Origin of the sequence: Caulobacter sp. Root655 (assembly GCF_001427665.1) — a bacterium.
Lineage (GTDB): Bacteria > Pseudomonadota > Alphaproteobacteria > Caulobacterales > Caulobacteraceae > Caulobacter.
This window is the reverse complement of sequence record NZ_LMHC01000023.1, coordinates 427,497-450,021: the sequence shown is the minus strand read 5'-3', so window position 1 is coordinate 450,021 and position 22,525 is coordinate 427,497. Positions and strand designations below refer to the sequence as shown.

Genomic DNA, 22,525 nt, shown 5'->3' with positions numbered 1-22,525 from the left:
GCGCGCAGTGAGCACGGCGGCGGGGGAGCGGGCAAGGGGAGGACGGCGCCGTCAGGCGAACCGCTTGGCGCCCGCCACGCAGAGGACGATCACCCCGGTCACCGCGACCATGGTCCAGGCCACCGGTTCGTGCAGCAGAAGCCCCGCCAGTGTCAGCCCGAAGAACGGCTGGAGCAGTTGCAGCTGTCCGACCTTGGCGATCCCGCCGAGGGCGAGGCCGCGATACCAGAACACGAAGCCGACCAGCATGCTGAACACCGAGACATAGGCCAGGCCCAACCAGGCCGGTCCGCCGATCCCGCTCCAGCCACTGGGCAGGGTCGCCAGCGCCATGACCGCCATGACCGGCAGCGCCAGCACCAGGGCCCAGCTGATCACCTGCCAGCCGCCCAGCCGCCGGGACAGGACCGCGCCCTCGGCGTAGCCCAGGCCGCACAGCAGGATCGCCGCCACCATCAGGAGGTCGCCGGTCAGGGATGTCGAGCCGCCTTGAGACAGCGCGAACCCCGCGACGGACAGGCCGCCGACGACGGAGAAGATCCAGAAGGCGGGCCTGGGCCGCTCGCCGCCGCGCAGCACGCCGAAGATCGCCGTCGCCAGCGGCAGCAGGCCGACGAAGACGATGGAATGGGCGGAGGTGACGTGCTGAAGCGCCAGCGCCGTCAGCAATGGAAAGCCGACCACCACGCCCAGCGCCACGATGATGAGCGGGACGAGGTCGCTCTTCGCCGGCCGCCCTTGCCGCAGCGCCCACAGAAAGACCACGCCGAGCACGGCGGCGATGACCGCCCGCGCCGAAGTCAGGAACAGGGGCGAAAAGTCGCCGACCGCCGCCCGCGTGGCCGGGAGGGAGCCGCTGAAGATGACCACGCCGAGGAGGCCGCTGCCCCATCCTTTGGACGTCTGTTCCATCTGGGTTTCCGCTGAAGAAGGAGCTGGGGCATAGCCCGTTCGGCCTTGGCGCGGACAGCGACAGTTCGTACAGTTTCGCCCGAACTGTATGGTCAAAGAAGACATACGGTTTTGAGGTCGAAGGAATGCGGGACGGCGTGACCCGGACAGGCGAGGTGATGGAAGCGATCCGCCACAGGATCGCCGCCCGGGACCTGACGCGCGACGACAGGCTGCCCTCGATCCGCGGTCTCGCGGCGACCTTGAAGGTGTCGCCTTCGACCGTCGTGGAGGCCTATGACCGCCTGGCGGCGGAGGGCGTCGTCCGTTCGCGACCGGGTTCTGGCTTCTACGTGTCGGCCGGCCTCGCGCCGCCTTCGCTCAATGTGCTCGAACCCCAAGGCGACCGGGCGATCGATCCTCTCTGGGTTTCGCGCCAGTCGCTCGACGCCGGGCCGCTGGCGCTGAAGCCGGGCTGCGGATGGCTTCCGCCGGCGTGGATGCCGAACGCGATCGTCCGACGCGCCATTCGTGGTCTCGCCCGCGCCGACGACGCCATCCTCGCCGACTATGGTGGGACGCGCGGGTCGTTCGGCCTGCGAGCGCTACTGGCGCGGCGTTGCGCCGGCGAAGGTCTGGACGTCGGTCCGGACCAGTTCCTGCTGACCTCGTCGGGCACTCAGGCCATCGACCTCATCTGCCGGTTCCTGCTGAGGCCGGGGGATACGGTGCTGGTCGATGACCCCTGCTACTTCAACTTCCAGGCCTTGCTGCGCGTGCACCAGGCCAAGGTCGTCGGCGTGCCCTATACGCCGACAGGTCCGGACGCGACGCTGTTCGCCGAGGCGCTCGCCGAGCACCGGCCGCGGCTCTACATCACCAATTCCGCCATCCACAATCCGACCGGCGCGACGATGTCGCCGCGGACCGCCCACAGGCTGCTGGCCGCCGCCTCGGCCCATGGCCTGGTGATCGTCGAGGACGAGATCTTCGCGGAGTTCGAGCCGGAGCCCTCGCCGCGCCTGGCGGCCTTCGATGGCCTGTCCGGCGTGATCCGCATCGGCAGCTTCTCCAAGACGCTGTCGGCGTCCGTTCGCTGCGGCTACATCGCGGCGCGGCCCGACTGGATCGAGGCGCTGGTCGATCTGCAGGTGGCGACGAGTTTCGGCGGCGCCAGCCCGGTGGCGACTCAACTGGTCTTCGACAGCCTGATGGATAGCGGTTATCGCCGACACATGGAGGCGCTCCGGCGGCGCCTGTCGAGCGCCAGGCGCGACACGGCGACACGGCTCGAGGACCTGGGCGTCCGCCCCTGGGTCAAGCCGCGCGGCGGCTTCTATCTCTGGAGCCGACTGCCGGACGGCGCGGACGCGGCGGAGGTCGCCAGGGTGGCGCTCCGCGAGGGTGTCATCCTCGCGCCGGGCAACGTCTTCAGCGTTTCGCAGGCCGCGTCCGGTTTCATGCGGTTCAACATCGCGCAGATGCAGGATCCGCGCGTGTTCGACGTGCTGAAGGCGGCGCTGTCGGCGGGGCGGTGAACGACGCCGCGTTCCTCAACCCAGCCCCATCTCCGCCCGCAGCGTTCGCGGCGTCACCCCCGCCACGCGCAGCTCGCGCAGGGTCTGGGCCTTGTCGCGCTTGGCGTAGCGTTTGCCGTCAGGGCCGGTCAGCAGCCGGTGGTGGCGATAGGTCGGGGTCGGCAGGTCGAGCAGGGCTTGCAGCAGGCGCTGGATGTGGGCCGCCTCGAACAGGTCGTGGCCGCGGATCACGTGGGTGATCCCTTGCAGGGTGTCGTCCAGAACCACGGCCAGGTGATAGGCGACACCGACGTCCTTGCGGGCCAGGACGATGTCGCCTGCCAGTTCGGGACGCGCCTGGATCAGGCCGTTCTCGCCGTGCGGGCCCGCGCCGTCCTCGACGAAGCTCAGGGCCTCGAAGCCGCCCAGCGCCCGCCGAGCCGCGTCCAGCGACAGCCGCCAGGCGAAGGCCTCGCCGCGTTCCAGCCGCGCGGCCTCCTCGTCGGGACGCAGGGGCGCGCCGGTGAAGGGCGTCGCGGGTTCGTGCGGCGCGCGGCCGATGTCCAGCTCCTTGCGGGTGCGGAAGCAGCGATAGACCAGTCCCTTGGCGCGCAGGGCGTCGATGGCGTGGTGATAGTCGGCCAGGTGCTCCGACTGACGCCGGACGGGGGTTTCCCAGTCGAGCCCCAGCCAGGCCAGGTCCTCGAGGATCGCGGCCTCGTATTCGGGGCGGCTGCGGGTGGCGTCGATGTCCTCGATGCGCAGCACGAAGCGGCCGTCAGCCGCCCGGGCCGCGTCGAAGGCGGTCAGGGCCGAGAAGGCATGGCCGCGATGCAGGAAGCCGGTCGGCGAGGGCGCGAAGCGGGTGGCGAAGCGCAAGCGGAGATCAGCCCTGGTCGAGCTTGGCGAACATGCCCAGATGTTCGAACACAGCGCGCAGGAAGGCTTCCTCGCCGCCCAACGCCTCTTTCAGCGGGGCGAATTGCTTGAAGCCGATCATCTCGGCCAGGCCGTGGCCGGCGCACCAGGCGGCGATGGTGGCCAGTTCCAGGTCGATCGGCGAAACCGTGCCGCCGCTGCGTTCGTCGATGGTGTTGCGAACCTGGCAGTAGGCGCCTTCCTCCTTCATCTGGTCGGGAAGGGAATCCTTGTCGCGCGAACAGTCATACATCACCCGGTAGAGGGCGGGGTTGTCACGGGCGAAGCAGACATAGGCCACGCCCAGGCTGGTCATGCGCGCGTTGCTGTCGCTGGCCTTGGCGCGGGCCGCGGTCAGCGCGACGTCCAGCGCCATCCAGCCCTCGTGGGCGACGGCCTCCAGAAGTTCGCTCTTGTCCTTGAAGTGGTGGTAGGGCGCGGCCGGGCTGACCCCGGCCTCGCGCGCCACGGCCCGCAGCGAAAGGGCGGCCGGGCCCTCGGTTTCCAGGATCCGGCGAGCGGCCTCGACCAGGGCGCGGCTGAGGTCGCCATGGTGGTAGGGGCGGGTGTCGGCTGTGGCGGGCTGTGTCATCGCGGCCACTGTAACTCCTTCCGTTCCTAAAATCCATCCAAACGCTGTAAAGATTATCTTGACATCGTTTAGATTGATGTTATCTAAGCACTGTCCAGATTGGACCGGGGGCGGCTCTCTCGATCACCGCGCCCGCCTGAAACTCAAGTGTTCCAACTCAAGGATGTGTGTGATGACCAATACCCTCTTCGCCTTCGAAACCGTTCTCGACCGCATGGCTGTCGGCTTCTTCCTGACCGCCGCTATCGGCGTCGCCGCCGCCCTGATCGGCGTGGCGATCTAGTCCGTTCGCGTTCGTGGCCCACGGGACCGGCGGATCCCCCCGCTGTCCCGCCGACACCATCGCCGGCCGTTATCCAGACGTTTGTTGTTCGAAGCCGCCCGCGCTTGCCCGCCGGCGGCTTTTGCATGTCGGATCGCGGCCTTGATCGCGTCGGCCCACGCGACTAGGTCAGATGCTCCTGTCGCGGAACATCCCGCCACAGGCCGGATTTCCTAGAGATGACCCTGAGTTCCTTCGTTCCGGCGATCGGCCGATGAGCGTCGCCTTCACCAAGGAAGGCGACAGCGAGGCCTTCGCCGCCGACCTGCTCGACCGTCCGATCTCGCCGCACCCCAACCTGGTGACGCCGCGAGGGCTGGCGCGGCTGGAGGAGGGGCTGGCCGCCGCCCGCGCCGCCTACAGCGCCGCCCAGGCCGGCGGCGACGTGGCCCAGGACCGCACCGCCATGGCCCGCGCCACCCGCGACCTGCGCTACTATTCCGCCCGGCGGGCCAGCGCCCAGTTGCGCGAGATCGACCCCGCCCTGGACGTGGTGCAGTTCGGCGGGATGGTGACCTTTGATCGCGAGGACGGCCGTCGCCAGACTTTCCGCATCGTCGGCGAGGACGAGGCCGACCCGACCCAGGGTTCGATCTCCTACGTTTCGCCAGTGGCCCGCGCCCTGCTCGGCAAGGGCGTGGGCGAGACGGCGACGGTGGCCGGCGGCGAGGTCGAGATCGTTTCGATCGACTGACCGTCCTACGGGACCGGCGAAGGGACCTCGAAGATGTCCATCCGTCCGGGGCCCAGGGTCGGGCAATGGGCCGAATAGTAGAAGACGTCCGGCCGCCGGGGATCGATCGCGGGTCCGTTATTGATCGCGTCCGAGCAGTTGGCCGGGGCCGGCAGAGTCGTGCGCGGCGCGTAGCCGCCGTTCAGCGGTCGGGAGATCCGCAGCGTCACGCGGGTGTCGGCCTTCAGGTCACCGGAGGCGAACACCAGCGTCCGGCCGTCATGCAGCAAGGTCGCATCGAAGTCGTCCTGCGGGCCGTTGACGCCGGGACCAAGATTGCGAACAGCGCCGCCGCCTGTCAGATCGCCCTCGAACAGATCCTGGTCGCCGAAGCCGCCATGGCCGTTGGACGAGAAGATCAGGCGGCCGTCGGCGGTCGGCGTCGGCGCCCACTCGTCGCCCGGCGTGTTGAAGCGCGGACCCAGGTTGCGCGACGGGCCAAAGGCGCCGGTCGCCGGGTCGCGGTCGACCGCGTACAGGTCGTCGCCGCCCTGACCGCCCGGCCGGTTGGAGAAGAAATAGACCGTTCGTCCGTCGGCGGAGAACGCGGGGTCGAAGTCGTTGTCGGGACCGTCGAACGACACCGGTTCCGGCTTGGACCAGGCCTCGCCGTCCCGACAGGTCTGCAGGATGCGCCAGCCGGTTCCCGGCGCGCCGATGGTTCCCCAGAGCACGCAGCGCCCGTCCAGACTGAAGGCGGGCCGCACCTCGGTGGCGGGAGTGTCGATGATCCCCGGAAGCAGCGGCGCGGGCGGGTCGGTCGCCAGGAGTCCGGCCAGGACGATCGCGGCGAGGGTGGGCGACGGCATGCGAAATGTCCCTCATGGGGGCGATTGTCCGCCTCTGACCATAGCCCCGATTGTTCGTCCGCCAAGCGCAAGGATGTCTTGGTTCTGTCGCCGAGTTGGATCATCCTTTCCATGCGTTCGGGAGTGAATGGCGATTCCTGAGAATGCGTAGGAAGGAGGCCCGTCTTCAGTCCGATCGCGTACCCGCTTCATAGGGACCGTCACCGGTCCGATGGGAGGCCCTGATGCAGGTGCTGTCCCGTCCCCCGTCCGGCATGCCGGCGCTCGTGCTCAACGCCGACTACCGGCCCCTGAGCTACTATCCGTTGTCCCTCTGGCCCTGGCAGGAGGTGATCAAGGCGGTGTTCCTCGAACGTGTCGATGTCGTCTCGACCTACGACCACGTGGTGCATTCGCCGTCCTTCGAGATGAAACTGCCCAGCGTGGTGTCGCTGAAGCAGTACGTCCCTCAGGATCGTCCGCCGGCCTTCACGCGCTTCAACCTGTTCCTGCGCGACGGGTTCTCCTGCCAGTATTGCGGCGCGCCCGACGACCTGACCTTCGACCATGTGATCCCCCGCTCGCGCGGCGGCCGCACCACCTGGGAGAACATCGTCACCGCTTGCGCGCCCTGCAATCTCAGCAAGGGCGGCCGCACGCCGCGCGAGGCGGGCATGCACCCGTTCCACACGGCGCGGCGGCCCAGCATGCATGAACTTCAGGATCGTGGCCGCCGGTTCCCGCCGGGCCACCTGCACGCCAGTTGGTTGGACTATCTGTACTGGGATATCGAACTGGAGGCCTAAGGAAACGCGCGTCACCTCGCGCCGAATCGAGAATTGATTCGCGACTCTGGCGGGTGTGGAAGTCCCGGGCAGAAAAATAAAAGTATAGCGGAACCGGAAAAGACCTCTCCGGCTCCGCTTGCATCGACTCACCGCCGAGCAGACCCAAGGACAGGGGGCTGTTCGGCGGGAGGGTTAGATGCTTATCGGTCCGACACTTCACACCCATGGACAGCAACTGAGCGTCAAACGTCGGCTGCGGTGGCTGATGGTCGCCCTGGCCGTGGCCAATGTGGCCCTTTGGTCGGTAGTGTTCGGCTTCTGAGGCGACGTTTCGCAGGCAACTCCGGCTCTGGCTCACGGGTTTTACCGGGGACGCCCTTACGGGCGACGAACGGGAGACCCCATGATGTTTGGCCACAAGAAGGAAGAAACCGGCCGCCACTTCACGCACGGCACCAGCGCCACGACCGCCGACATGGCGGCTGACGGCAAGGTGCGGCAAGAGGACAAGCATTTCGACGCGCCGCACGCCCGCGAGGCTGAAACCCCGCTGGCGGAAGGCGAAAAGCACGATCAACTGGCCGAGAAGGTCGAGTGTTCCGAAAGCCGCCAGGAAGCGCTTCTCGACGAAGGCCTGGAAGAGAGCTTTCCGGGCAGCGACCCGGTCAGCGTCAAGCGTATTACCTAGGCCCGACGCGAGGGGAAGTGCCGCGAGGCCCGGCCGGCGAAGTTGGCGGGGCGCTCCGCTTCCGCCGGCGGGACCGGCGGGGTGAACACCGCCTTGATCACCGGCGACAGGCGACGCGAGCCGCGTCGGCGGTCCTGGGCGGCGATGTCGGTAAAGGTCATCTCGCCTTTCTTACGGGCCAGGGCGCGCACGCTTTCGATTTGGCTGCACAGATAGACGACGCCCACCCCGGCCGTGTCGGCGAAGAGGTCGCTGAACGAAGCGCTGCGGTCGGCGGTGAACAGCTGAGCCACCTCCACGGTGGCGCCCAGCATCACGGCGGCGATCGCCAGGTCGTTGCGGCGCATACGGGGGAAGGCCAGGAACGAGACCGCCAACAGGCCGCCGAACGCGATGGCGTGGGCCGCCTTGTCGCTGAGGCCGAACACTTCCTCGAGGCCAGGCCAGGGGCCCAGCATCAGCGTCGCGGCGGTCAGGGCGCCGGCGACCAGGACGGCGCGGGCGGTGGTCACGACATGGTTGGGCGTCAGCATCGGCTTCCTGCTCATGTTGAGCGCAAAGCCTTAGGCGAGCTTGGACTACAAGCCGTGAAGGAACAGGGTCAACGGAAGATGACCGGGGTTGGAGGTCACGACACTCCCGTCATCCCCCGAACGACAACAGGTCGGGGGATGACGATGCGGGAGCTTAGGGTTTGGCCGTCGCCGGCTTGGCGGCCTCGGCCTTCTTGGCCTCCTCCGCTTTCTTGGCCGCCTCGTCCTTGGCCTTCTTCCAGGCCTGGTACTCTTCCAGATACGGCTGGCGGCGCAGGATCTTGGAGGCCGGGTCAACGATTACCGGTACGGCGCCGCCCACCATGACGCGGCCCGCGCCATTGGCCATCGGGACGGTGACGACCTTGTCGCCGACCTTGACCTCGACCGGCATCGGGAAGGCCTTGCTCGAGGGCGTCTTCCAGCTCAGCACCAGGTCGTCGCCGTCGCGGGTCGGCAGCAACTCCGGCAGCTTGGCCTGGTAGAAATAGGCGTCGAAGAACCACTGATAGTCCTTGCCCGTCACGTCGTTGACGATGCGGATGAACTCCTTGGTGGTGGCGTAGCGCGGCTGGAAATTGCCCGGCTTGGGGTCGGGCCGGCCGTAGACCAGGGTGCGCACGGACTTGAAGAACGCCTCGTCGCCGATGGTGGCGCGCAGCGTGTGCATGATGTTCGAACCCTTGGCGTAGATGTCGCCGGCGGGGCCTCCGACCGGCTTGTAGACGTCGTCCTCGGTCATCACCCGGTCGGCGACGACGGGGAACTTGTTGAGGGTGGTGGCGCGCTGGCTATTGAGGCGGGCCATGTACTCCATGTCGCCGTGCAGCCACTGCGAATAGAGCGGCTGCATGTAGCTGCCCAGGCCTTCGTGGATCCACATGTCGTCCCAATCGACATTGGTCACCTGGTTGCCGAACCACTCATGCGACAGTTCGTGCTGGAACAGCCAGTCATAGCCATAGACGTCCTTGGCGTACTCGTTGCCGTAGGCGTTCATGGTCTGGTGTTCCATGCCCAGATGCGGGGTCTCGACCACACCCAGCTTTTCGGAACGGAACGGATAGGGTCCGATCATCGCCTCGAAGAAGTCCAGCGTCGGGGCGAACTCGGCGAACAGGGCCTTGGCTTTCGCCGGATCGTCGCTCTTCAGATACCAGTACTCGATCGGGAAACTGTCGCCGAACCGGCTCTTGTAGGTGTCCTCAAGCTTGAGGTACGGGCCGACGTTGAGGGCTATGGCGTAGGTGTTGGGGCTCTTCTGTCGCCAGTGGAACGTGCGCCAGCCGTCCTTCTCGACAACGTCGACCAGCACGCCGCCAGCCGGGGCCGACAGCGGGGCGGGGACGGTGACGTAGAAGTCGACCAGCAGGGGCTCGCCGGTCGGGAAGTCGATGCAGGGCCAGAACAGGTCACAGCCGTCGCCCTGCACCGCCGTGGCGATCCACGGCTCGCCGGTCGGGGCGGTCTTCCAGACGAAGCCGCCATCCCAGGGGGCCTTCTCGGCGACATGCGGTACGCCGCCGTAGCGGATCTGGACGACGGTACGGGCGCCGGCGGCGATCGGAGCCAGTGGGGTGATGGTCAGGCGGCCTTCGGGGTTGCTCCAGGCCGAGGCCGGCAGGGCCTTGCCGTCGACCGTCAGGCTGCTGATCGGCAGGTCGCGGTCCAGGTCCAGAACGATGCGGGGCAAGGCGCTCTTGGCCGCCAACGTCAGGGTCGCGTCGCCCTCGATCGCCTTGCGCTCGGGGATCACCTTCACCTTCAGGTCGACGTGCTCGATCGTCACGGCGGCCTCTTCGGCCGGCATCTGACCGCCCGTGCCCAGCGTCAGGGCGGTGGTCGGCAACGGCTTGACCGGGTTCACGGGCGTCGCGGCCTGGGCGGCGGCGGCCAGGGCCAGGACCGAGACGGCGCAGAGGGCCGCGGCCCGACGAAGATGCATGTTCACGCGAAACTCCCCGATACCCAAAAATTCCGGAGACATGGGTAAGCGTGGCCGCGTCGCGCGCCAAGGGCGAAGTTTGGAGGGCGGTTTTCGCGGCGTTTCAGCGAACGCCGGTCAGATCTTCTCGCTGATCTTGATCGCCGCGCGGCAGCCGGCGCGGATCACCGCCGACAGCAGCGGATAGGCCGGCGCCTCCAGGGCGCCTTCCTCGATGGCGACCGCCTTGTGGGCCAGCTCGTCGTCGCGGAACTGGGTGAGCTCGGCGGCCAGGGCCGGGTCGCGTGCCTCCAGCTCGGCGATCTGGCCGGCATAGTGCTGCTCGATCACCGTCTCCACCGCCTCGGTGCAGGCGTGGGCGGCCTTCTCGCCCAGCAGGGCCGTGCCGGCGCCCAGGGCGAAGGCGGCGGCGCGCCAGACCGGCGACATCAGGGTGGGGCGCACGCCGCGTTCGCCCAGAAGCTGGTCGAAGCGGTTCAAGTGAACCTGCTCGTGACCCTCCATGTCCTTCAACTGGTCGGCGATGCGCTCGCGCCCCGGGGCGTTGCGCATCACGACCTGCTGGCCGCGATAGATATGCACGGCCGCCAGTTCGCCGGCCTGGTCGACCCGCAGGATCTCGGCCAGCCGCGCCTTCTGGGCGCCGAGGCCGGGCCGGGGAGGGACGGGCTGGTTCATCTCAGGCCGCTTTCGGCTTGGTCAGAGCGGCGGCGAACGAGGCCACGGCCAGGGCCAGGGAGATCACGGCGTTCCAGCCGGCCATCGACAGGCCCAGGAACACCCAGACGGCCTTGTCGCAGGACGGGGCGGCGATCTTGGCGCCCTTGAGCATGGCGACCAAGTCGTCGGCGGACGCCCCGCCGCCGGCGGCGCAGGCGGCCGGGCCGGGCCACCACTTCCACTCCGCGCCGGCGTGATAGGCCGCCAGGCCCGCGCCGTAGAGGAAGCCGACGCCGATCAGCAGGATCAGCGGCCGCCGCACGCGCGCCGCCCAGGCGGTGCGCGACAGCACGACGGCGACCAGGGCCACGGTCCCTGTGACCCAGTAAACCTCGCGCTGCTTGAGGCACAGCAGGCACGGCGCCAGCTTGCCGAAGGTCTCGAAGGCGTGGGCCGCGCCCAGCATGAAGGCGCAGGCCGCGAAGGCCAGGACCGGCCAGTGGTCGGCGGCCCAGGCCAGCGGCGAGCGGGTGGGGACCAAGGGACCCGCCGTCTGGACTTCCGCCGTGTTGTCGATCGTCATGCCGCGCAGGCTCCGCCGCTGCTTCCCCCCAAGAAGTGGCTGGCTGTGAGGCCGATGACAAGGAGGGCGATGAGGATGCCGGCGAACAGGGCCAGGCGCTTCTCGATCACCGGCAGCATGGCCGGGCCGAATTTCTTGACCACGCCGGCGACAAGGAAGAACCGCGCGCCCCGGGTGACGGTCGCGGCGACGATGAACGTCAGGAAGCTGAAGTGCAACAAACCGGACGTGATGGTCACCAGCTTGAAGGGGATGGGCGTGAAGCCCTTGGCGATGATCACCCACGATCCCCAGCGCGCGTACCAGCACTCGGCGTCGGCCAGGGCTGTCGGCTTGCCCAGCATCGCCAGCAACTGCTGCGCCGGTTGCTCCAGGAAGAAGCCGATCGCGTAGCCGAGGATTCCGCCGACCACCGAAGCCAGGGTGCAGAGCGCCGCGTAGCGCCAGGCCTTCTCCGGCTTGGCCAGCACCATCGGCGCCAGCATCACGTCGGGCGGGATGGGAAAGAACGAGCTTTCGGCGAACGAGATGGCGAACAGGCCCAGCGGGGCGTGGCGCGAGGCGGCCAGGCTCATGACCCAGTCATACATACGACGCAGCATGGAGGCTCCTGGATGAGGACGCGCCGTAGCTAGCAGGGGGGCGGTGTCTTGTCGCGGCGGTTCGCGCGGTGATGTGCAATCCTATTGGAATTGCGGGCCCGGGTGGCTATCACGCGCGTTCGGACGGCGTTTGCTGTCTACATTCTTCGAAAGACCATTCCATGAGCGACACGCCTCCCGACCGCCTGGCCTCCAATCCCAGCAGCCCGCACTATGACGCCGACATCCTCGAGCGCGGCGTGGGCATCGTCTTCAACGGCGTCGAGAAGACCAATGTCGACGAGTACTGCGTCAGCGAGGGCTGGATCCGCGTCACCGCCGGCAAGGCCGTCGACCGCAAGGGCAACCCCATGACCATCAAGCTGCAGGGCGTGGTCGCGCCGTATTGGCGTAACGACAACGCCGAAGAGGCCTAAGGGCATGGCCCCGCGCCGCCTGATCGATCTGCCCGGCTTCGCCGACCTGGAAACCCGGGCGCTGATGAAGCCGTCGTTCGCCGATCCGGAGGCGCGAGCCGAGTTCCCCGAGATCGACCAGTTGGCGCGCGACACCTTCGGCCTCACCGCCGACGAGGCCGCCGCCATCCCCGATCCGGAAGGCTGGGACGGCATCGACGTCAGGTCGATGCGCGAGCAGGCCGACGCGTTCGAGCTGGAAGGCTGGGACGTCACCGACGACAAGCGCCGGCCCCTGCGGATCCTGGGCCACTTCAGCCATCCTCTGTGGCTGGCCGTGCGCGGCGTGGCCGGCCACCTGCCGTTCCTGCCGGAACCGGACGAGCACGATCCGGCCTCGACGTCCCTGGCGGCCGAGGCGGCGAAGTTCCGGCGCGACAAGCGATAGGGACAGCCGCTAGCGCTTCTTGCCCAGCTCGGCGCCGATGTCCTTGATCGAGTTGCCGACCTTGCGGTGAGCGGCGACCAACTGATCCTTGGTCACGCCCCAGCGCTTCATCCAGTATTCCACATGGTGGCGTTCGCGCGGATCGAGGCGGTCCTCGTCGCGGAAGTCGCGCTTGCCTTTCGGAGCGGCCATCGTCGTTTCTCCTCGTCCTGCGCAGCGCCTATCTTGCGCGCGGAGCGTTGTCGAGGCGATGGCCGGATATGACCACACCCCTGGAGCCCGACCTTGAGCGATCCCGACCTTGAAGCCATGGCGCAGGACGAGCTGTCGCGGGGCCTGACCCTGACCTGGCGCGACCTGAACAAGGTGATTCCCTGGGGCGACACCTTCGAGGGCATTTCGCCGGCCGGCCGCAACGTCGAGGTCGAGCGGAATTACCTGTGGGCGGCCGAACCGGGCGGCGACATTCTGTGCGAAGTCGCCGTCTATGGCGGTCCCAGCCGCTACGACCAGGGCGCCCGGGCGCGCGGCGTGATTTCCCGGCCGCTCGCATAACCTTGGTCGTGCAACCTTGACCGTGTTGCGTTAACCATAGGGCTCTGCTTCGCCGATGCTGGAGGGGGTCCGGTGTACCAGTCAGAGTTTCCCGTCGAAACGCCGATCCCGATCTTCGATCCCACCTTGCTGGCCGGGATCGGCCTGGTCGTGCTGGCGGTGGCCGTCCTGACCTATTTCGTCGGCAAGCATGTGGGCGGGCGCGGCCGGGACGAGCGCTGGCGCGAGGTTCCCAAGACCATCCACGAGGCGATCAAGGCCAAGTGCGTCGCGGCCACCAGCGCGCCCTCGGGCGAGCTGCTCTACAAGGCGCAGGACCTGGTCGAGGAGGTCCAGCGGCGGATCGGTCCGGTCCTGGCCTTCGGCGGTCCCTGCGCCAAGGCGCTGAAGGGCGTGGCGGAGGCTCTCAAGGGCGAACCGATCGAGGAAAAACCCAAGGACAAGGCCAAGGACGCCCACGGCGGCAAGAAAGACGACCCGCACGGCCACGACGACGGCCATGGCGGCGCGCGCAAGGAGACCGAGCTGGAACTGGCCGCGGCCAATGTCACCATCCTGGGCGGCCAGACCCTGGTTCTGACCGGCCATCGTCCGGGGCATGAGCCCGGCCATGGTCACGACAAGCCCGAAGAAGAGGCCAAGGTCCTTGACCACAAGGACTATTCTCGCCAAGTCCGCATGGCCGTTGTGGAATTTTCCGATTTCTGGAGTCGGGGCGATTGCCTGAACGAACTGGAACGCTGCCAGAAGGCGCTGACTCAGACCGCCTCTGGCCCCAAGAAGCCGTCCGAGGATCATTGAGCCGGGCGGCGCCCCTTCGCTGGGCGTTGAAGCGGCGGGATGCACAACCGTCGAGCGAAATGTCTCGTTTCCTGTCCTGCGACCGCGCCGTGATTGAGCAAGCTGTCGGGCCCGCGCCAGATCGATCAACGTCGATGCGAGCGACCGCCAGAGTCGCGGGCGTCTGGAGGACGAGAGGAAGCACGGCATGGCCGCTACGGTTTCACCGATGACGACGATTCCCCCCGAAGGGGCGCCCGAACACGTGTCGCTGGCCGATTATCTGCCCTATCAGCTGGCGACGGCGTCCAGCGCCGTCAGCCGGCTGATCGCTCGCGCCTATGAGGATCGCTTCGGCCTCAGCATCCCGCAATGGCGGCTGATGTCGGTGCTGGCCGAAGGGCCCCTGACCCAGCAGTCGGCCGTGGTGCGCACGGCCATGGACAAGGTGCGGGTCAGCCGCGCCGCCCAGGAACTGGTCGAGCGCCGCCTGGCCGTGCGGCTGAGTAACCGTATCGACCGCCGCTCGCACAGCTTGGAACTGACCGCCGCGGGGCGCCGCCTGTTCGCCGAGATCGTGCCGCTGGCCCGGGCCTACGAGGCCGCGCTGCTGGCTGGCCTGGCGCCGGGCGAGGTGGCGACGCTCAAGCGCCTGCTGGGGCGGCTGGAAGTGGCGGCCGGCACGCTGTACGGAGCCGACACCGCACCGGGCGACTAGTCCGGCGAGGAAAACGATCGGAGTGCTGGAACTTCGCCCGCGCCTTTGCTAGACAGCACTCCCCTCGCCGAGACGTCCTGACGTCCGGCCTGTTGGAATGGGAAACGGCCCGCGATCTTGAGCAGGCCGGCGCCGTGCGGGCGTGGTGGAATTGGTAGACGCGCCGGACTCAAAATCCGGTTCCGAAAGGAGTGCCGGTTCGACCCCGGCCGCCCGCACCAACAACAAAATCAATGCAAACGCTCGCCATGCCGAGCCAGATCGGTGTCGCCGTCGTGGTGGCGCCAGAGCTGATCGGCGTGACCGGCGCCGGCATGGAGCGCCGCCGTAGTGAGAACGCCTCCATCCGACTCGGTTGCATCGATTTATAGTGACGCTCTATGGTGGCGCTTCGGACGCAGGGGGCGTCCAGGGGAGAGGGCATGAAAACCCAGTTTTTCGCGGCTGCGTCGGCGTGTCTCATGCTTGGCGCGTGCGCATCCGTCACGCGGGGTACGACCGACGCCTGGGAAGTCAACAGCGACCCAGTCGGCGCCAAGGTTGAAACCACGAACGGACATTTCTGCAATGCGACGCCCTGCGCCATTCAGATGAAGCGGAAGAGTGAGTTCGTCGCGACCGTCTCGAAGCCTGGCTACAAGCCCGCCAAGATCATGGTCACTCACGAGATGTCCAAAGGCGGCGCCGGCGGCTTGGCCGGAAACCTTCTCGCTGGCGGAATTATCGGCATTGGCGTCGATGCGGCCACGGGCGCCGCCCAGGACCTTGTTCCAAACCCGGCTTTTGTGAAGCTCGAGGTCGAGGGAGCGCCCGTGGGAGTCGCGCAGCTCTCGAATCTGGATTGGGCGAAGGTCGTCGGCAAGAACACGATCAAGGGAAGCGCGTTCCTTCGTACGCGCGGCGGCGAGGTGCGGACGTGCGCCGGGCTGCAGGCCCGCATCATCCCGTCAGGCGAGGTCACCGACGCCTTTGTCCATAGGGCTTATGGGTCGATCAGCGGCGGCATGAGCCGCAGGACGACGTGGGCGGCGCTGCCGTTCGATGAGTTCTCGCAGATGACGACGTGCAATATTCAGGGCGAGTTTGAATTCACCGGGCTTCCCGATGGTCGGTACTATGTGACCGCCGTCGTCAGTTGGGAGGCCGTCGGCGGCTCCTACACACCCAATCTGCAGCAACAGGGCGGGACGATCGCGACCGCGGTCACCCTTGCTGGCGGAGAGGTGAAGTCCGTCGTCTTGACCCAGTAACCCCGGCGCGCCAGGCCTACGGCTTGGCCGCCGGGTCGAAGTTCGGAACCTGTTCCCTTACATAGGTCTCCCAGCCGGCGCGGTCGTGGAAGTCGAGGCCTTTGTCCCAGGCCGCGCCCATATAGTAGACGAACGGCTTGCCGGGCTCGACCTTGACCAGGACGAGGTAGTTGTCGGCGTCCTGGCGCACCTCGACCAGCGCCTTGGGGTCGACCATCAGAGCGATGCCCATCGTGCCCTTCACCGGATCGGTCGGCTCCCAGTAGGAAACACGGCCAGCGCCGAGGTCCTTGGTGAACACGCCTGAGCCGTTCGGGCCCTTGCGCTTGCTGATGCCGATGCCGACCACCAGCGGGCCTGGCTTGTCGGAGCTGATGGTCGAGACCATCCGCGTGAAGTTGGTGCCCAGCGGCAGGGTGAAGACGCGGCTCTCCCAGACCTTGCGGTCCACGTCCACCGGCCAGGGCGCGTAGTCGACCTTGAACGAGGCCACGTTCGGGCCGTTCTGAAGGACCTTCCAGGTCTTCCAGTTGCGCGAGGTCCACAGCTTGTTGTCCTGCCAGATCCCCAGGCCGCCGGCCCCGCGGAAGGTGTTGACGTCGTAGAAGTCCAGGCCTTCGCCATGGTTGGAATGCTGGTCGCCGGTGCGCAGCTGGCGGTCCATGTAGGGCCAGCGGACGCTCTTGCCCCAGGCGTCGATGCCGGAGGTCGAGGGCGGCTCGGCCGCCTCCAGGGCCTTGCCGTAGATGCGATGGGCGGTGCGGTCGTTCTCCCACAGGATGTCGTCGTAGCGGTAGGGCGCCAGGGTCACCACGGCGCGGGGCTTCTGGCCCTCGGCGTCGGGCTTGGGCAGCTGGAACTCGGCGTGCGGCTTGGAGGGCGACGCGGGGACCTGGGCGAGGGCGAGCGCCGGAACGGCCAGGGTCGCGGCCGCAGCGAGGGAAAGGATCAGCTTGGGCATCGGGCGATCTCGTTTCTGGCCTTGCCGGCAGGCGGCGGACAGGCCGAATTGGAGGCGGGCGGGGAGGGCTCAGATCTCGGTGCGGCGGGCCAGTTCGCGGCGCTGATCGGCCATCTTCTGGCGGGTCTGTTGCAGGGCGTCGAGTTCGGCCACCGCCAGCAGGTCGTCGATCACCTGGGCCAGGTGGACGTGGATCGCCTGGCGCGCCGCCTTGGGATCGCGTTCGCGCAGGGCGTTGACGATCTGGCGGTGCTCCTCGACGAAATCGCCGGCTCCGTTGGCGCGGGCCCGGCGCAGCATGGCGACGCAGGCCGGCGACTGCTGGCGCAGGGTCCACAGGTCCTCGACGCCGGACTCGATCGCGGCGTTGCCCGTGGCGCGGGCGATGGCCAGGTGGAATTCCTGCTCCAGGCGCTCGACCTCGTCGGGGGCGAAGCTGCGCGCCATCTGGCCCACGACATGGTCGAGGTGGGCCAGATGTTCGTCGGTGACGGTCGCGGCCGACAGGGCGCAGGCCTCGCCCTCGAACAGGCGTCGCGCCTCGGTCAGTTCCAGGGGGCCGACCTCCAGTTCGGCGACGTCCTCGGCGACCGGCGCGGAGGCGTTGACATAGACGCCCGACCCTTGCCGCGCCTCGACCAGGCCCTGGAACTCCAGAGCGATCATCGCATCGCGGATGGTCGGGCGACTGACGCCGAAGTCATCAGCCAGTTCGCGTTCGGACGGCAGCTTGTCGCCCGGTCCGTAGCGGCCATCGCTGATGGCGGTCGAGATCGCCCGGGCGATCTGCTGGTAGAGCTTCTGGGAATCTGCGGCGCCGGTGGTCATGTCGATCATCCTAGCGGGGGCGGACGGCGGGGCAAACAGCGTTACCGCTTGCCGGCCGGCGGCAATCTGGACACCTCGCTGGCCGCCAGCAGGAATGCGCCGACGCCGTAGAGCTGGGTGTCGTCCGGACCCACCGTGTCGGGCGCGGCGCCGACCCGCTGCACCCAGCCCAGCTTGCCGTTCGGCTCGATCGCCGCCGTCAGGGCTTTCCATCCGCGATCGACCGTCGGACGGTATTGCACCGCCGGCAGCAGGCCGTGGTTCACGCCCCAGGCCAGGCCATAGACGAAGAAGCCGGTGCCGCTGGTCTCGGGCGTCTTCTGCGGTTCCAGCAGCGAGACGGGCCAATAGCCCTGTTCGCCCTGCAGGGTGACGATCCTGGCGGACATCTGCCTGAACAGCGCCTCGTAGCGCGGTCGGCTGGGATGGTCCTTGGGCAGGTCTTGCAGGATTCGAACGACACCGGCATAGGCCCAGCCGTTGCCGCGACCCCAGAAGATCTTCTGACCGGCCGGGCTGCGCTGGGCGATGAACCGGCTGTCGCGGAAATACAGGTGTTCGTCCTTGTCGTAGAGCAGGTCGGTCGCCGCCCAGAACTCGCTGTCGGCGTGGGCCAGGTATCGCGGATCCTGGGTCTCCTTCGACAGGGCGACCCAGACGGGCGGGGCCATGAACAGGGCGTCGCTCCAGCACCAGCGGGCCTGGCAATAGGGCTGGCCGCCTTCCGGAGGCTTGGCCTCGAAGCCCAGGTCGACCGTCGAGGGATCGGCCAGCACCGCGTCGAAGCGGGCGCGAACCGGGACCAGCTTGGCCGGATCGTGGGTGCGGGCGGCTGCCCACACCCAGACCGCGCCCGTGGCGTCGGCGTCGCCGTGGCGCGGCCGATGGTCGAAACCCCAGCTTTCGGCCTGACCGTGGGCGATGATCGCCTCGGCGTACTTGGGCTGCTTGGAGGCGTCGGCGAAGGCGGTCAGGCCGATATAGAACGCCGCCTGAACCCAGTCGCGCGGCGCCTCGGTGTCGTGTCGGAACTGCGAGGTCGGGATGTAGTCGAAATTGTCCATGTGGCTCAGCTGCCAGTCGGCCACGCGGGCGGCCTCGGTCAGGGCCGAGGCCTGGGCGGTCGCGACGGGCTTGGCCGGCGTCGCCGCGCAGGCCCCGAGCGGGCCCATCACGGCCACGGTCGCCAAAAGCGTTCCCAACAGGCGTCGCAGCATCATCTTGTCTCCCAGGTCGTTCTTGTTTTTATCGGCCGGTTTGGACCGGTTCAGCGCAGTTGCGCCAACGCCAGCGTACCCATGTCGTCGAAATCGAGGTTTTCGCCGCCCATCGACCAGACGAAGCGGTAGTCGACCGTGCCATGCCGTCCGTCATCGCGACCGTTGTGGGGCAGGCGAAGGCGGCGAGCGGGTGAATATCGCCGCCGATGCGATCGCGAACCTGTTTCATGCGCCTCTCATTTGCGTGATCAGATTGGTATTACCAATTAACCGATAAGTCGCAAAGCTAAATGACCATGAACTAACGAAATTCACAAAGCCAATGATCGATCGTCGCCAAAGGTCAAGATTTAAAGTTAGAAATTTCAATATCTTATCGGAAGGTGACCTTGATTTTCATACCTACTTGACAATTTGCTGCGCCGGTAGCCATTTTTGGTCTTACCAAATTAGGCGCCGTTCATCGACCGGACCAACCGGCTCGGCGCTTGCGGGGAAGCGAAGGAAGCTATGAGAAAGATCCAGCGTCTGTTGTTGGCGTCTACGGCCGTGCTCGCGGTCGGCGCTCTCACGTCGGGCGGCGCCTACGCTCAGGCTCAGTCGGGCGGGGGCGAAGCCTCGGCCCAGCTCGAGGAGATCATCGTCACCTCCACCAAGCGCGCCGAGCGCCTGCAGGATGTGCCGGTGTCGGTCACCGCCCTGACCCAGGACGTCATCGACCGCAACAACGTCCGCGAACTGGGCGACGTGGTGAAGCTGTCACCGGCCATATCGATCGACTACGGCTCGCAGCCGGGCAATTTCAGCATCAAGATGCGCGGCATCGGCACGTTCTCGAATGGCATCGCCGTCGAGTCCGATGTCGCGGTGGTCATCGACGACGTGCCGATCGGCTTCCAGGCCGCGGCCTTCAAGGACCTGATCGACGTCGAGCGGGTGGAAGTGCTGCGCGGCCCGCAGAGCACGCTGTTCGGCAAGAGCGCCATCGCCGGCGTGCTCAACATCGTCACCGCCGCCCCGGCACGCGAGTTCGGCGGCAAGTCGATGATCCTGACCACCGACGACGGCGAAAAGCGCGCCGGCTTCACGGTCACGGGCCCGATCAACGATGACGTCCGGGTACGCCTGACGGTTTCGAAGAGCGACTACGACGGCAATCTCAAGAACCTGACCACCGGCAAGAACGTCAACGGCAGCTCGGGCTTGACCGCCACCGCCAAGATCGAGTGGACCCCGACCGAGAACCTGACCCTGAGCTTGGCGCCGCGCTTCAACCACAACGTCTCCAGCTGCTGCGCCAGCGCGATCACCGAGCTGACGCCGGGACTGTTCTATCAGGGCGAACCGGGCTTCCCCGCCACGACCACCCTGCGCGGGATCACGTTCGACAAGAACAACCACTTCATCCGGGCCGACGACCGCATCGGCGGCGGCAATTCCGAGGTGTTCGGCGCGACCGCCCGCCTCGACTACAATTTCGGCGACACCTCGCCGCTGAAAGCTCACACCTTCTCGTCGATCTCCTCGATGGATCGCTGGAAGATGACCGACTTCCAAGATATCGACGGCACCGACGTGCCGTTCCTGATCGGCTTCCCGGTCGCAAACCCGTCGGGGATCAACAGCGGCGCCGTGATCAACGGCTATTTCCACGCCAAGTCGGTGACCCAGGAGTTCCGCCTCACCTCTCCGGGCGACACCCGCCTGCGCTACGTGGCCGGCCTCTGGTACGCCCGCAACGAACTGGATCGCTATCTCAACCGTGGCCCGGTGCTGCAGCTGGCGCGCTATCTGGCCGAAAGCACCAACGAGAACTACTCGGCCTACGCCAACGCCACCTTCGACCTGACCGACAAGCTCAGCTTGACCGGCGGCGCGCGGGTCAACCGCCAGAAGATCGACTACAATTTCCACAAGACGATCTTCGCCAGCACCACGCCCGGCGCGGCGACCACCGTCCAGGAATTCAGCGGCGCCAACCAGGACGACGCGGTGACCGGCAAGGTCGGGGTCCAGTACAAGTGGACGCCGGACATCATGACCTTCGCCACCTATTCGACGGGCTACAAGGGCCAGGCCTACGACCTGGTCAGCACCTTCGACGCCCGGGTCGCGGCGAACATGCCGGTACCGCCGGAAACGGCCAAGAACTACGAGTTGGGCTTCAAGAGCAGCCTGCTGGACCGTCGGGTCTATTTCAACGCCACCGTGTTCCGGGCCGACTACAAGGGCTTCCAGACCTCGGTGACCTCGTTCCTGCCGGACGGCACCTTCCTGACCTTCCTCAACAGCGTCGGCCAACTTCGCACCCAGGGTCTGGAGCTGGACGGCGTGGCGCGGATCACCAAGAACTTCCGCCTGAACGGGGCCTTCGCCTACACCGACGCGACGGTGGTCGATTTCCCGAACGGCCCCTGTAACGGCAGCCAACCCGCCGTGGCCGACCTTCCGCTCCAGCCCGCCGGCTATGTCGGCGCCCCGGGCGAATGCTACCGCACCGCGACCACCAACGGCCGGGTGCAGAACCTGAAGGGCAAGCGCCTGAACAACGTGCCCAAGTACAAGTTCAGCGTCGGCGGCCAGTACGACATCGACCTGCCGGAGAACGTGCCCTTCAAGGCCTTCGTCGGCGCCACCGTGCGCTGGCAGGACGACATCAACTTCTCGCTGAACCAGGATCCCCGCACGGTGCAGAAGGCCTACAGCATCGTCGACATGAACCTCGGCATCGCCGACCGCGAGGGCAAGTACAAGCTGACCGCCTTCGCCAACAACCTGTTCGACAAGCGCTACGCCCAGGGCCTGGGCAACGGCACGTCCGGCTACAGCGCGCCGGGCGTGGTGGCCCAGGGCAAGACCTGGTTCCCCGGCCGTGACGCCTTCCGCTACTTCGGCGCGCGTCTGGACGTGAACTTCTAGGCCGGCAAACATCCCCCCTGTGGCCGGATCCGTTCGCGGATCCGGCCTTTTTTTCGTGGAGAGCTACTTCGCCGCGCTGGCCGCCCGCAGCGCGATTTCCTCGCGCTTGGTGGCCAGGCGTTCGCGGGTCTGCTCCATGGCCTCCAGTTCGGCGGTCAGCAGCAGGTTCTCGATCAGGCCGCCCAGATGGGTCTGCATCGCCGCCCGCGCCGCCTTGGGGTCGCGGGTGCGCAGAGACTCGATAATGTCCTGGTGCTCGTCGTTCAGCGGCCGCTTGCGCACGTGCCGGGCCTTTTCCAGCATCTGCATGCACAGGCGCGACTTGTAGCGCAGGTCCCAGGTGTTCTCGACCACCCGGACGATGGCGCTGTTGCGGGTGGCCTGGGCGATGGTGATGTGGAACTGGCGGTCGGCGAGCTCGCTCTGCTCCTTGGTCGACTCCTCGCTGTTCATCTCGGCCACCAGGGTCTCCAGATAGACCAGTTCCTCGTCGGTGATCAGGGTGGCGGCCAGGGCGGCGGCTTCACCTTCGAACAGGCGGCGGGCTTCGGCCTGGTCGAAGGCGCCGATGTCCAGATCCCGCGTGACGGGCGGCGGCGGGCCAGGCTGGCGGACATAGACCCCCGACCCCTGCTTGGCCTCGAGCTGGCCGCGCATCTCCAGGGCGATCACGGCACGGCGAACGGTGGGGCGGCTGACGCCGAATTCCTCGGCCAGGTCGCGTTCGGAGGCCAGGCGCTGACCTGGCTGATAGCGTCCGTCGGCGATGGCCTGGCCGATCGCCGCGGCCACCCGCTGGTAGAGGCGTAGGGGATTGGCTGCCGGTGTCGTCATCTTACTCAAAACCTTCTCGACGGCGCCATCTTAAGCGCCGTCGAGAAGGAAGGGTAG

28 protein-coding genes and 1 tRNA gene are annotated in these 22,525 nt (G+C 67.4%); 15 read left to right on the top strand and 14 right to left on the bottom strand.

Features of this window, described 5'->3' with window-relative positions; all coding sequences use genetic code 11:
- Positions 1–51: 51 nt before the first annotated feature.
- Positions 52–912 (bottom strand): DMT family transporter, encoded by an 861-nt coding sequence (locus ASD79_RS17065; protein ID WP_056723723.1) that lies wholly within the window; start codon positions 910–912, stop codon positions 52–54.
- A gap of 137 nt (positions 913–1,049) precedes the next feature.
- On the opposite strand from ASD79_RS17065, the gene ASD79_RS17060 reads away from it, so the two are divergent.
- The gene (locus ASD79_RS17060; protein ID WP_235524490.1) at positions 1,050–2,429 is read left to right on the top strand and encodes a PLP-dependent aminotransferase family protein; all 1,380 of its coding nucleotides are present in this window, start codon (positions 1,050–1,052) and stop codon (positions 2,427–2,429) included.
- 15 nt (positions 2,430–2,444) lie between these two features.
- On the opposite strand, the gene gluQRS is transcribed toward ASD79_RS17060, so the two are convergent.
- Both gluQRS and ASD79_RS17050 read right to left on the bottom strand, forming a co-directional pair.
- The gene (gluQRS, locus tag ASD79_RS17055; RefSeq protein ID WP_056723719.1) at positions 2,445–3,287 is read right to left on the bottom strand and encodes a tRNA glutamyl-Q(34) synthetase GluQRS; all 843 of its coding nucleotides are present in this window, start codon (positions 3,285–3,287) and stop codon (positions 2,445–2,447) included.
- Positions 3,288–3,294: 7 nt separating this feature from the next.
- A complete protein-coding gene (locus ASD79_RS17050) occupies positions 3,295–3,918 on the bottom strand; it encodes a TetR/AcrR family transcriptional regulator (protein ID WP_056723715.1) in 624 nt (207 codons plus the stop codon).
- Between the two features lie 172 nt (positions 3,919–4,090).
- Here ASD79_RS17050 and ASD79_RS25185 point away from each other — a divergent pair, with 172 nt between their 5' ends.
- Positions 4,091–4,201, top strand: coding sequence for a hypothetical protein (locus ASD79_RS25185; RefSeq protein ID WP_007664100.1), 111 nt, complete (start codon positions 4,091–4,093; stop codon positions 4,199–4,201).
- Positions 4,202–4,454: 253 nt separating this feature from the next.
- Complete coding sequence (greA, locus tag ASD79_RS17045; RefSeq protein WP_056723713.1) at positions 4,455–4,934, top strand: transcription elongation factor GreA; 480 nt, start codon at positions 4,455–4,457, stop codon at positions 4,932–4,934.
- 5 nt (positions 4,935–4,939) lie between these two features.
- Here greA and ASD79_RS17040 read toward each other — a convergent pair whose 3' ends face one another.
- The gene (locus tag ASD79_RS17040) at positions 4,940–5,782 is read right to left on the bottom strand and encodes a PD40 domain-containing protein (RefSeq protein ID WP_056723711.1); all 843 of its coding nucleotides are present in this window, start codon (positions 5,780–5,782) and stop codon (positions 4,940–4,942) included.
- A 221-nt stretch (positions 5,783–6,003) separates the two neighbouring features.
- Between ASD79_RS17040 and ASD79_RS17035 the strand changes: the two genes are divergently transcribed.
- The 3 genes from ASD79_RS17035 (at position 6,004) to ASD79_RS17030 (ending at position 7,237) form a co-directional block, all read left to right on the top strand.
- Positions 6,004–6,567, top strand: coding sequence for an HNH endonuclease (locus ASD79_RS17035; protein ID WP_085954836.1), 564 nt, complete (start codon positions 6,004–6,006; stop codon positions 6,565–6,567).
- Between the two features lie 178 nt (positions 6,568–6,745).
- Positions 6,746–6,871, top strand: a complete 126-nt coding sequence (locus tag ASD79_RS25360) for a hypothetical protein (protein ID WP_255356990.1) — start codon at positions 6,746–6,748, stop codon at positions 6,869–6,871.
- Positions 6,872–6,952: 81 nt separating this feature from the next.
- On the top strand, positions 6,953–7,237 hold the full coding sequence (locus ASD79_RS17030; protein WP_235524488.1) for a hypothetical protein: 285 nt from the start codon (positions 6,953–6,955) through the stop codon (positions 7,235–7,237).
- Here the strand turns inward: ASD79_RS17030 and ASD79_RS17025 are convergent.
- The 5 genes from ASD79_RS17025 to ASD79_RS17005 all read right to left on the bottom strand — a co-directional run bounded on the left by ASD79_RS17025 (position 7,234) and on the right by ASD79_RS17005 (position 11,560).
- Positions 7,234–7,785 (bottom strand): VanZ family protein, encoded by a 552-nt coding sequence (locus ASD79_RS17025; RefSeq protein WP_368664868.1) that lies wholly within the window; start codon positions 7,783–7,785, stop codon positions 7,234–7,236. The two genes, ASD79_RS17030 and ASD79_RS17025, sit on opposite strands and share 4 nt — an antisense overlap.
- 139 nt (positions 7,786–7,924) lie before the next feature.
- On the bottom strand, positions 7,925–9,715 hold the full coding sequence (locus ASD79_RS17020) for a M1 family metallopeptidase (protein ID WP_056724108.1): 1,791 nt from the start codon (positions 9,713–9,715) through the stop codon (positions 7,925–7,927).
- Between the two features lie 117 nt (positions 9,716–9,832).
- The gene (locus ASD79_RS17015) at positions 9,833–10,393 is read right to left on the bottom strand and encodes a demethoxyubiquinone hydroxylase family protein (RefSeq protein WP_056723707.1); all 561 of its coding nucleotides are present in this window, start codon (positions 10,391–10,393) and stop codon (positions 9,833–9,835) included.
- Position 10,394: 1 nt separating this feature from the next.
- Positions 10,395–10,958, bottom strand: a complete 564-nt coding sequence (locus tag ASD79_RS17010; RefSeq protein ID WP_056723705.1) for a disulfide bond formation protein B — start codon at positions 10,956–10,958, stop codon at positions 10,395–10,397.
- Positions 10,955–11,560 carry a YqaA family protein gene (locus ASD79_RS17005; protein WP_056723703.1) on the bottom strand — a complete coding sequence of 202 codons (606 nt, stop codon included), beginning with the start codon at positions 11,558–11,560 and terminating at the stop codon, positions 10,955–10,957. The genes ASD79_RS17010 and ASD79_RS17005 overlap by 4 nt, the downstream gene beginning before the upstream one ends.
- 161 nt (positions 11,561–11,721) lie before the next feature.
- On the opposite strand from ASD79_RS17005, the gene ASD79_RS17000 reads away from it, so the two are divergent.
- Both ASD79_RS17000 and ASD79_RS16995 read left to right on the top strand, forming a co-directional pair.
- Positions 11,722–11,976 carry a DUF3297 family protein gene (locus ASD79_RS17000; RefSeq protein ID WP_007664089.1) on the top strand — a complete coding sequence of 85 codons (255 nt, stop codon included), beginning with the start codon at positions 11,722–11,724 and terminating at the stop codon, positions 11,974–11,976.
- 4 nt (positions 11,977–11,980) lie between these two features.
- Positions 11,981–12,403 carry a hypothetical protein gene (locus tag ASD79_RS16995; RefSeq protein ID WP_056723701.1) on the top strand — a complete coding sequence of 141 codons (423 nt, stop codon included), beginning with the start codon at positions 11,981–11,983 and terminating at the stop codon, positions 12,401–12,403.
- A 9-nt stretch (positions 12,404–12,412) separates the two neighbouring features.
- On the opposite strand, the gene ASD79_RS16990 is transcribed toward ASD79_RS16995, so the two are convergent.
- Complete coding sequence (locus tag ASD79_RS16990; RefSeq protein ID WP_056723699.1) at positions 12,413–12,595, bottom strand: DUF3606 domain-containing protein; 183 nt, start codon at positions 12,593–12,595, stop codon at positions 12,413–12,415.
- Positions 12,596–12,712: 117 nt separating this feature from the next.
- Between ASD79_RS16990 and ASD79_RS16985 the strand changes: the two genes are divergently transcribed.
- The 6 genes from ASD79_RS16985 (at position 12,713) to ASD79_RS24720 (ending at position 15,706) form a co-directional block, all read left to right on the top strand.
- Complete coding sequence (locus ASD79_RS16985; RefSeq protein WP_056724105.1) at positions 12,713–12,958, top strand: hypothetical protein; 246 nt, start codon at positions 12,713–12,715, stop codon at positions 12,956–12,958.
- Between the two features lie 72 nt (positions 12,959–13,030).
- Complete coding sequence (locus ASD79_RS16980) at positions 13,031–13,759, top strand: hypothetical protein (RefSeq protein ID WP_056723697.1); 729 nt, start codon at positions 13,031–13,033, stop codon at positions 13,757–13,759.
- A gap of 187 nt (positions 13,760–13,946) precedes the next feature.
- Complete coding sequence (locus ASD79_RS16975; protein ID WP_007663237.1) at positions 13,947–14,456, top strand: MarR family winged helix-turn-helix transcriptional regulator; 510 nt, start codon at positions 13,947–13,949, stop codon at positions 14,454–14,456.
- 136 nt (positions 14,457–14,592) lie between these two features.
- Positions 14,593–14,677, top strand: a tRNA-Leu gene (locus tag ASD79_RS16970).
- 12 nt (positions 14,678–14,689) lie between these two features.
- Positions 14,690–14,827, top strand: a complete 138-nt coding sequence (locus tag ASD79_RS24015) for a hypothetical protein (protein WP_156400548.1) — start codon at positions 14,690–14,692, stop codon at positions 14,825–14,827.
- A gap of 51 nt (positions 14,828–14,878) precedes the next feature.
- Positions 14,879–15,706, top strand: a complete 828-nt coding sequence (locus tag ASD79_RS24720) for a hypothetical protein (protein WP_200952320.1) — start codon at positions 14,879–14,881, stop codon at positions 15,704–15,706.
- 16 nt (positions 15,707–15,722) lie between these two features.
- Here ASD79_RS24720 and ASD79_RS16960 read toward each other — a convergent pair whose 3' ends face one another.
- The 3 genes from ASD79_RS16960 to ASD79_RS16950 form a co-directional block, all read right to left on the bottom strand.
- On the bottom strand, positions 15,723–16,667 hold the full coding sequence (locus ASD79_RS16960) for a DUF4861 family protein (protein WP_056723696.1): 945 nt from the start codon (positions 16,665–16,667) through the stop codon (positions 15,723–15,725).
- A gap of 69 nt (positions 16,668–16,736) precedes the next feature.
- Complete coding sequence (locus ASD79_RS16955) at positions 16,737–17,495, bottom strand: FadR/GntR family transcriptional regulator (protein WP_056724103.1); 759 nt, start codon at positions 17,493–17,495, stop codon at positions 16,737–16,739.
- A 41-nt stretch (positions 17,496–17,536) separates the two neighbouring features.
- Positions 17,537–18,715: a glycoside hydrolase family 105 protein gene (locus ASD79_RS16950; protein ID WP_056723694.1), complete on the bottom strand. Its 1,179-nt coding sequence runs from the start codon at positions 18,713–18,715 to the stop codon at positions 17,537–17,539.
- Between the two features lie 510 nt (positions 18,716–19,225).
- Between ASD79_RS16950 and ASD79_RS16945 the strand changes: the two genes are divergently transcribed.
- A complete protein-coding gene (locus ASD79_RS16945; RefSeq protein WP_235524487.1) occupies positions 19,226–21,634 on the top strand; it encodes a TonB-dependent receptor in 2,409 nt (802 codons plus the stop codon).
- A gap of 63 nt (positions 21,635–21,697) precedes the next feature.
- Here ASD79_RS16945 and ASD79_RS16940 read toward each other — a convergent pair whose 3' ends face one another.
- Entirely contained in the window at positions 21,698–22,468 is a 771-nt protein-coding gene (locus ASD79_RS16940; RefSeq protein ID WP_056723690.1) for a FadR/GntR family transcriptional regulator, read from the bottom strand.
- Positions 22,469–22,525 lie beyond the last annotated feature (57 nt).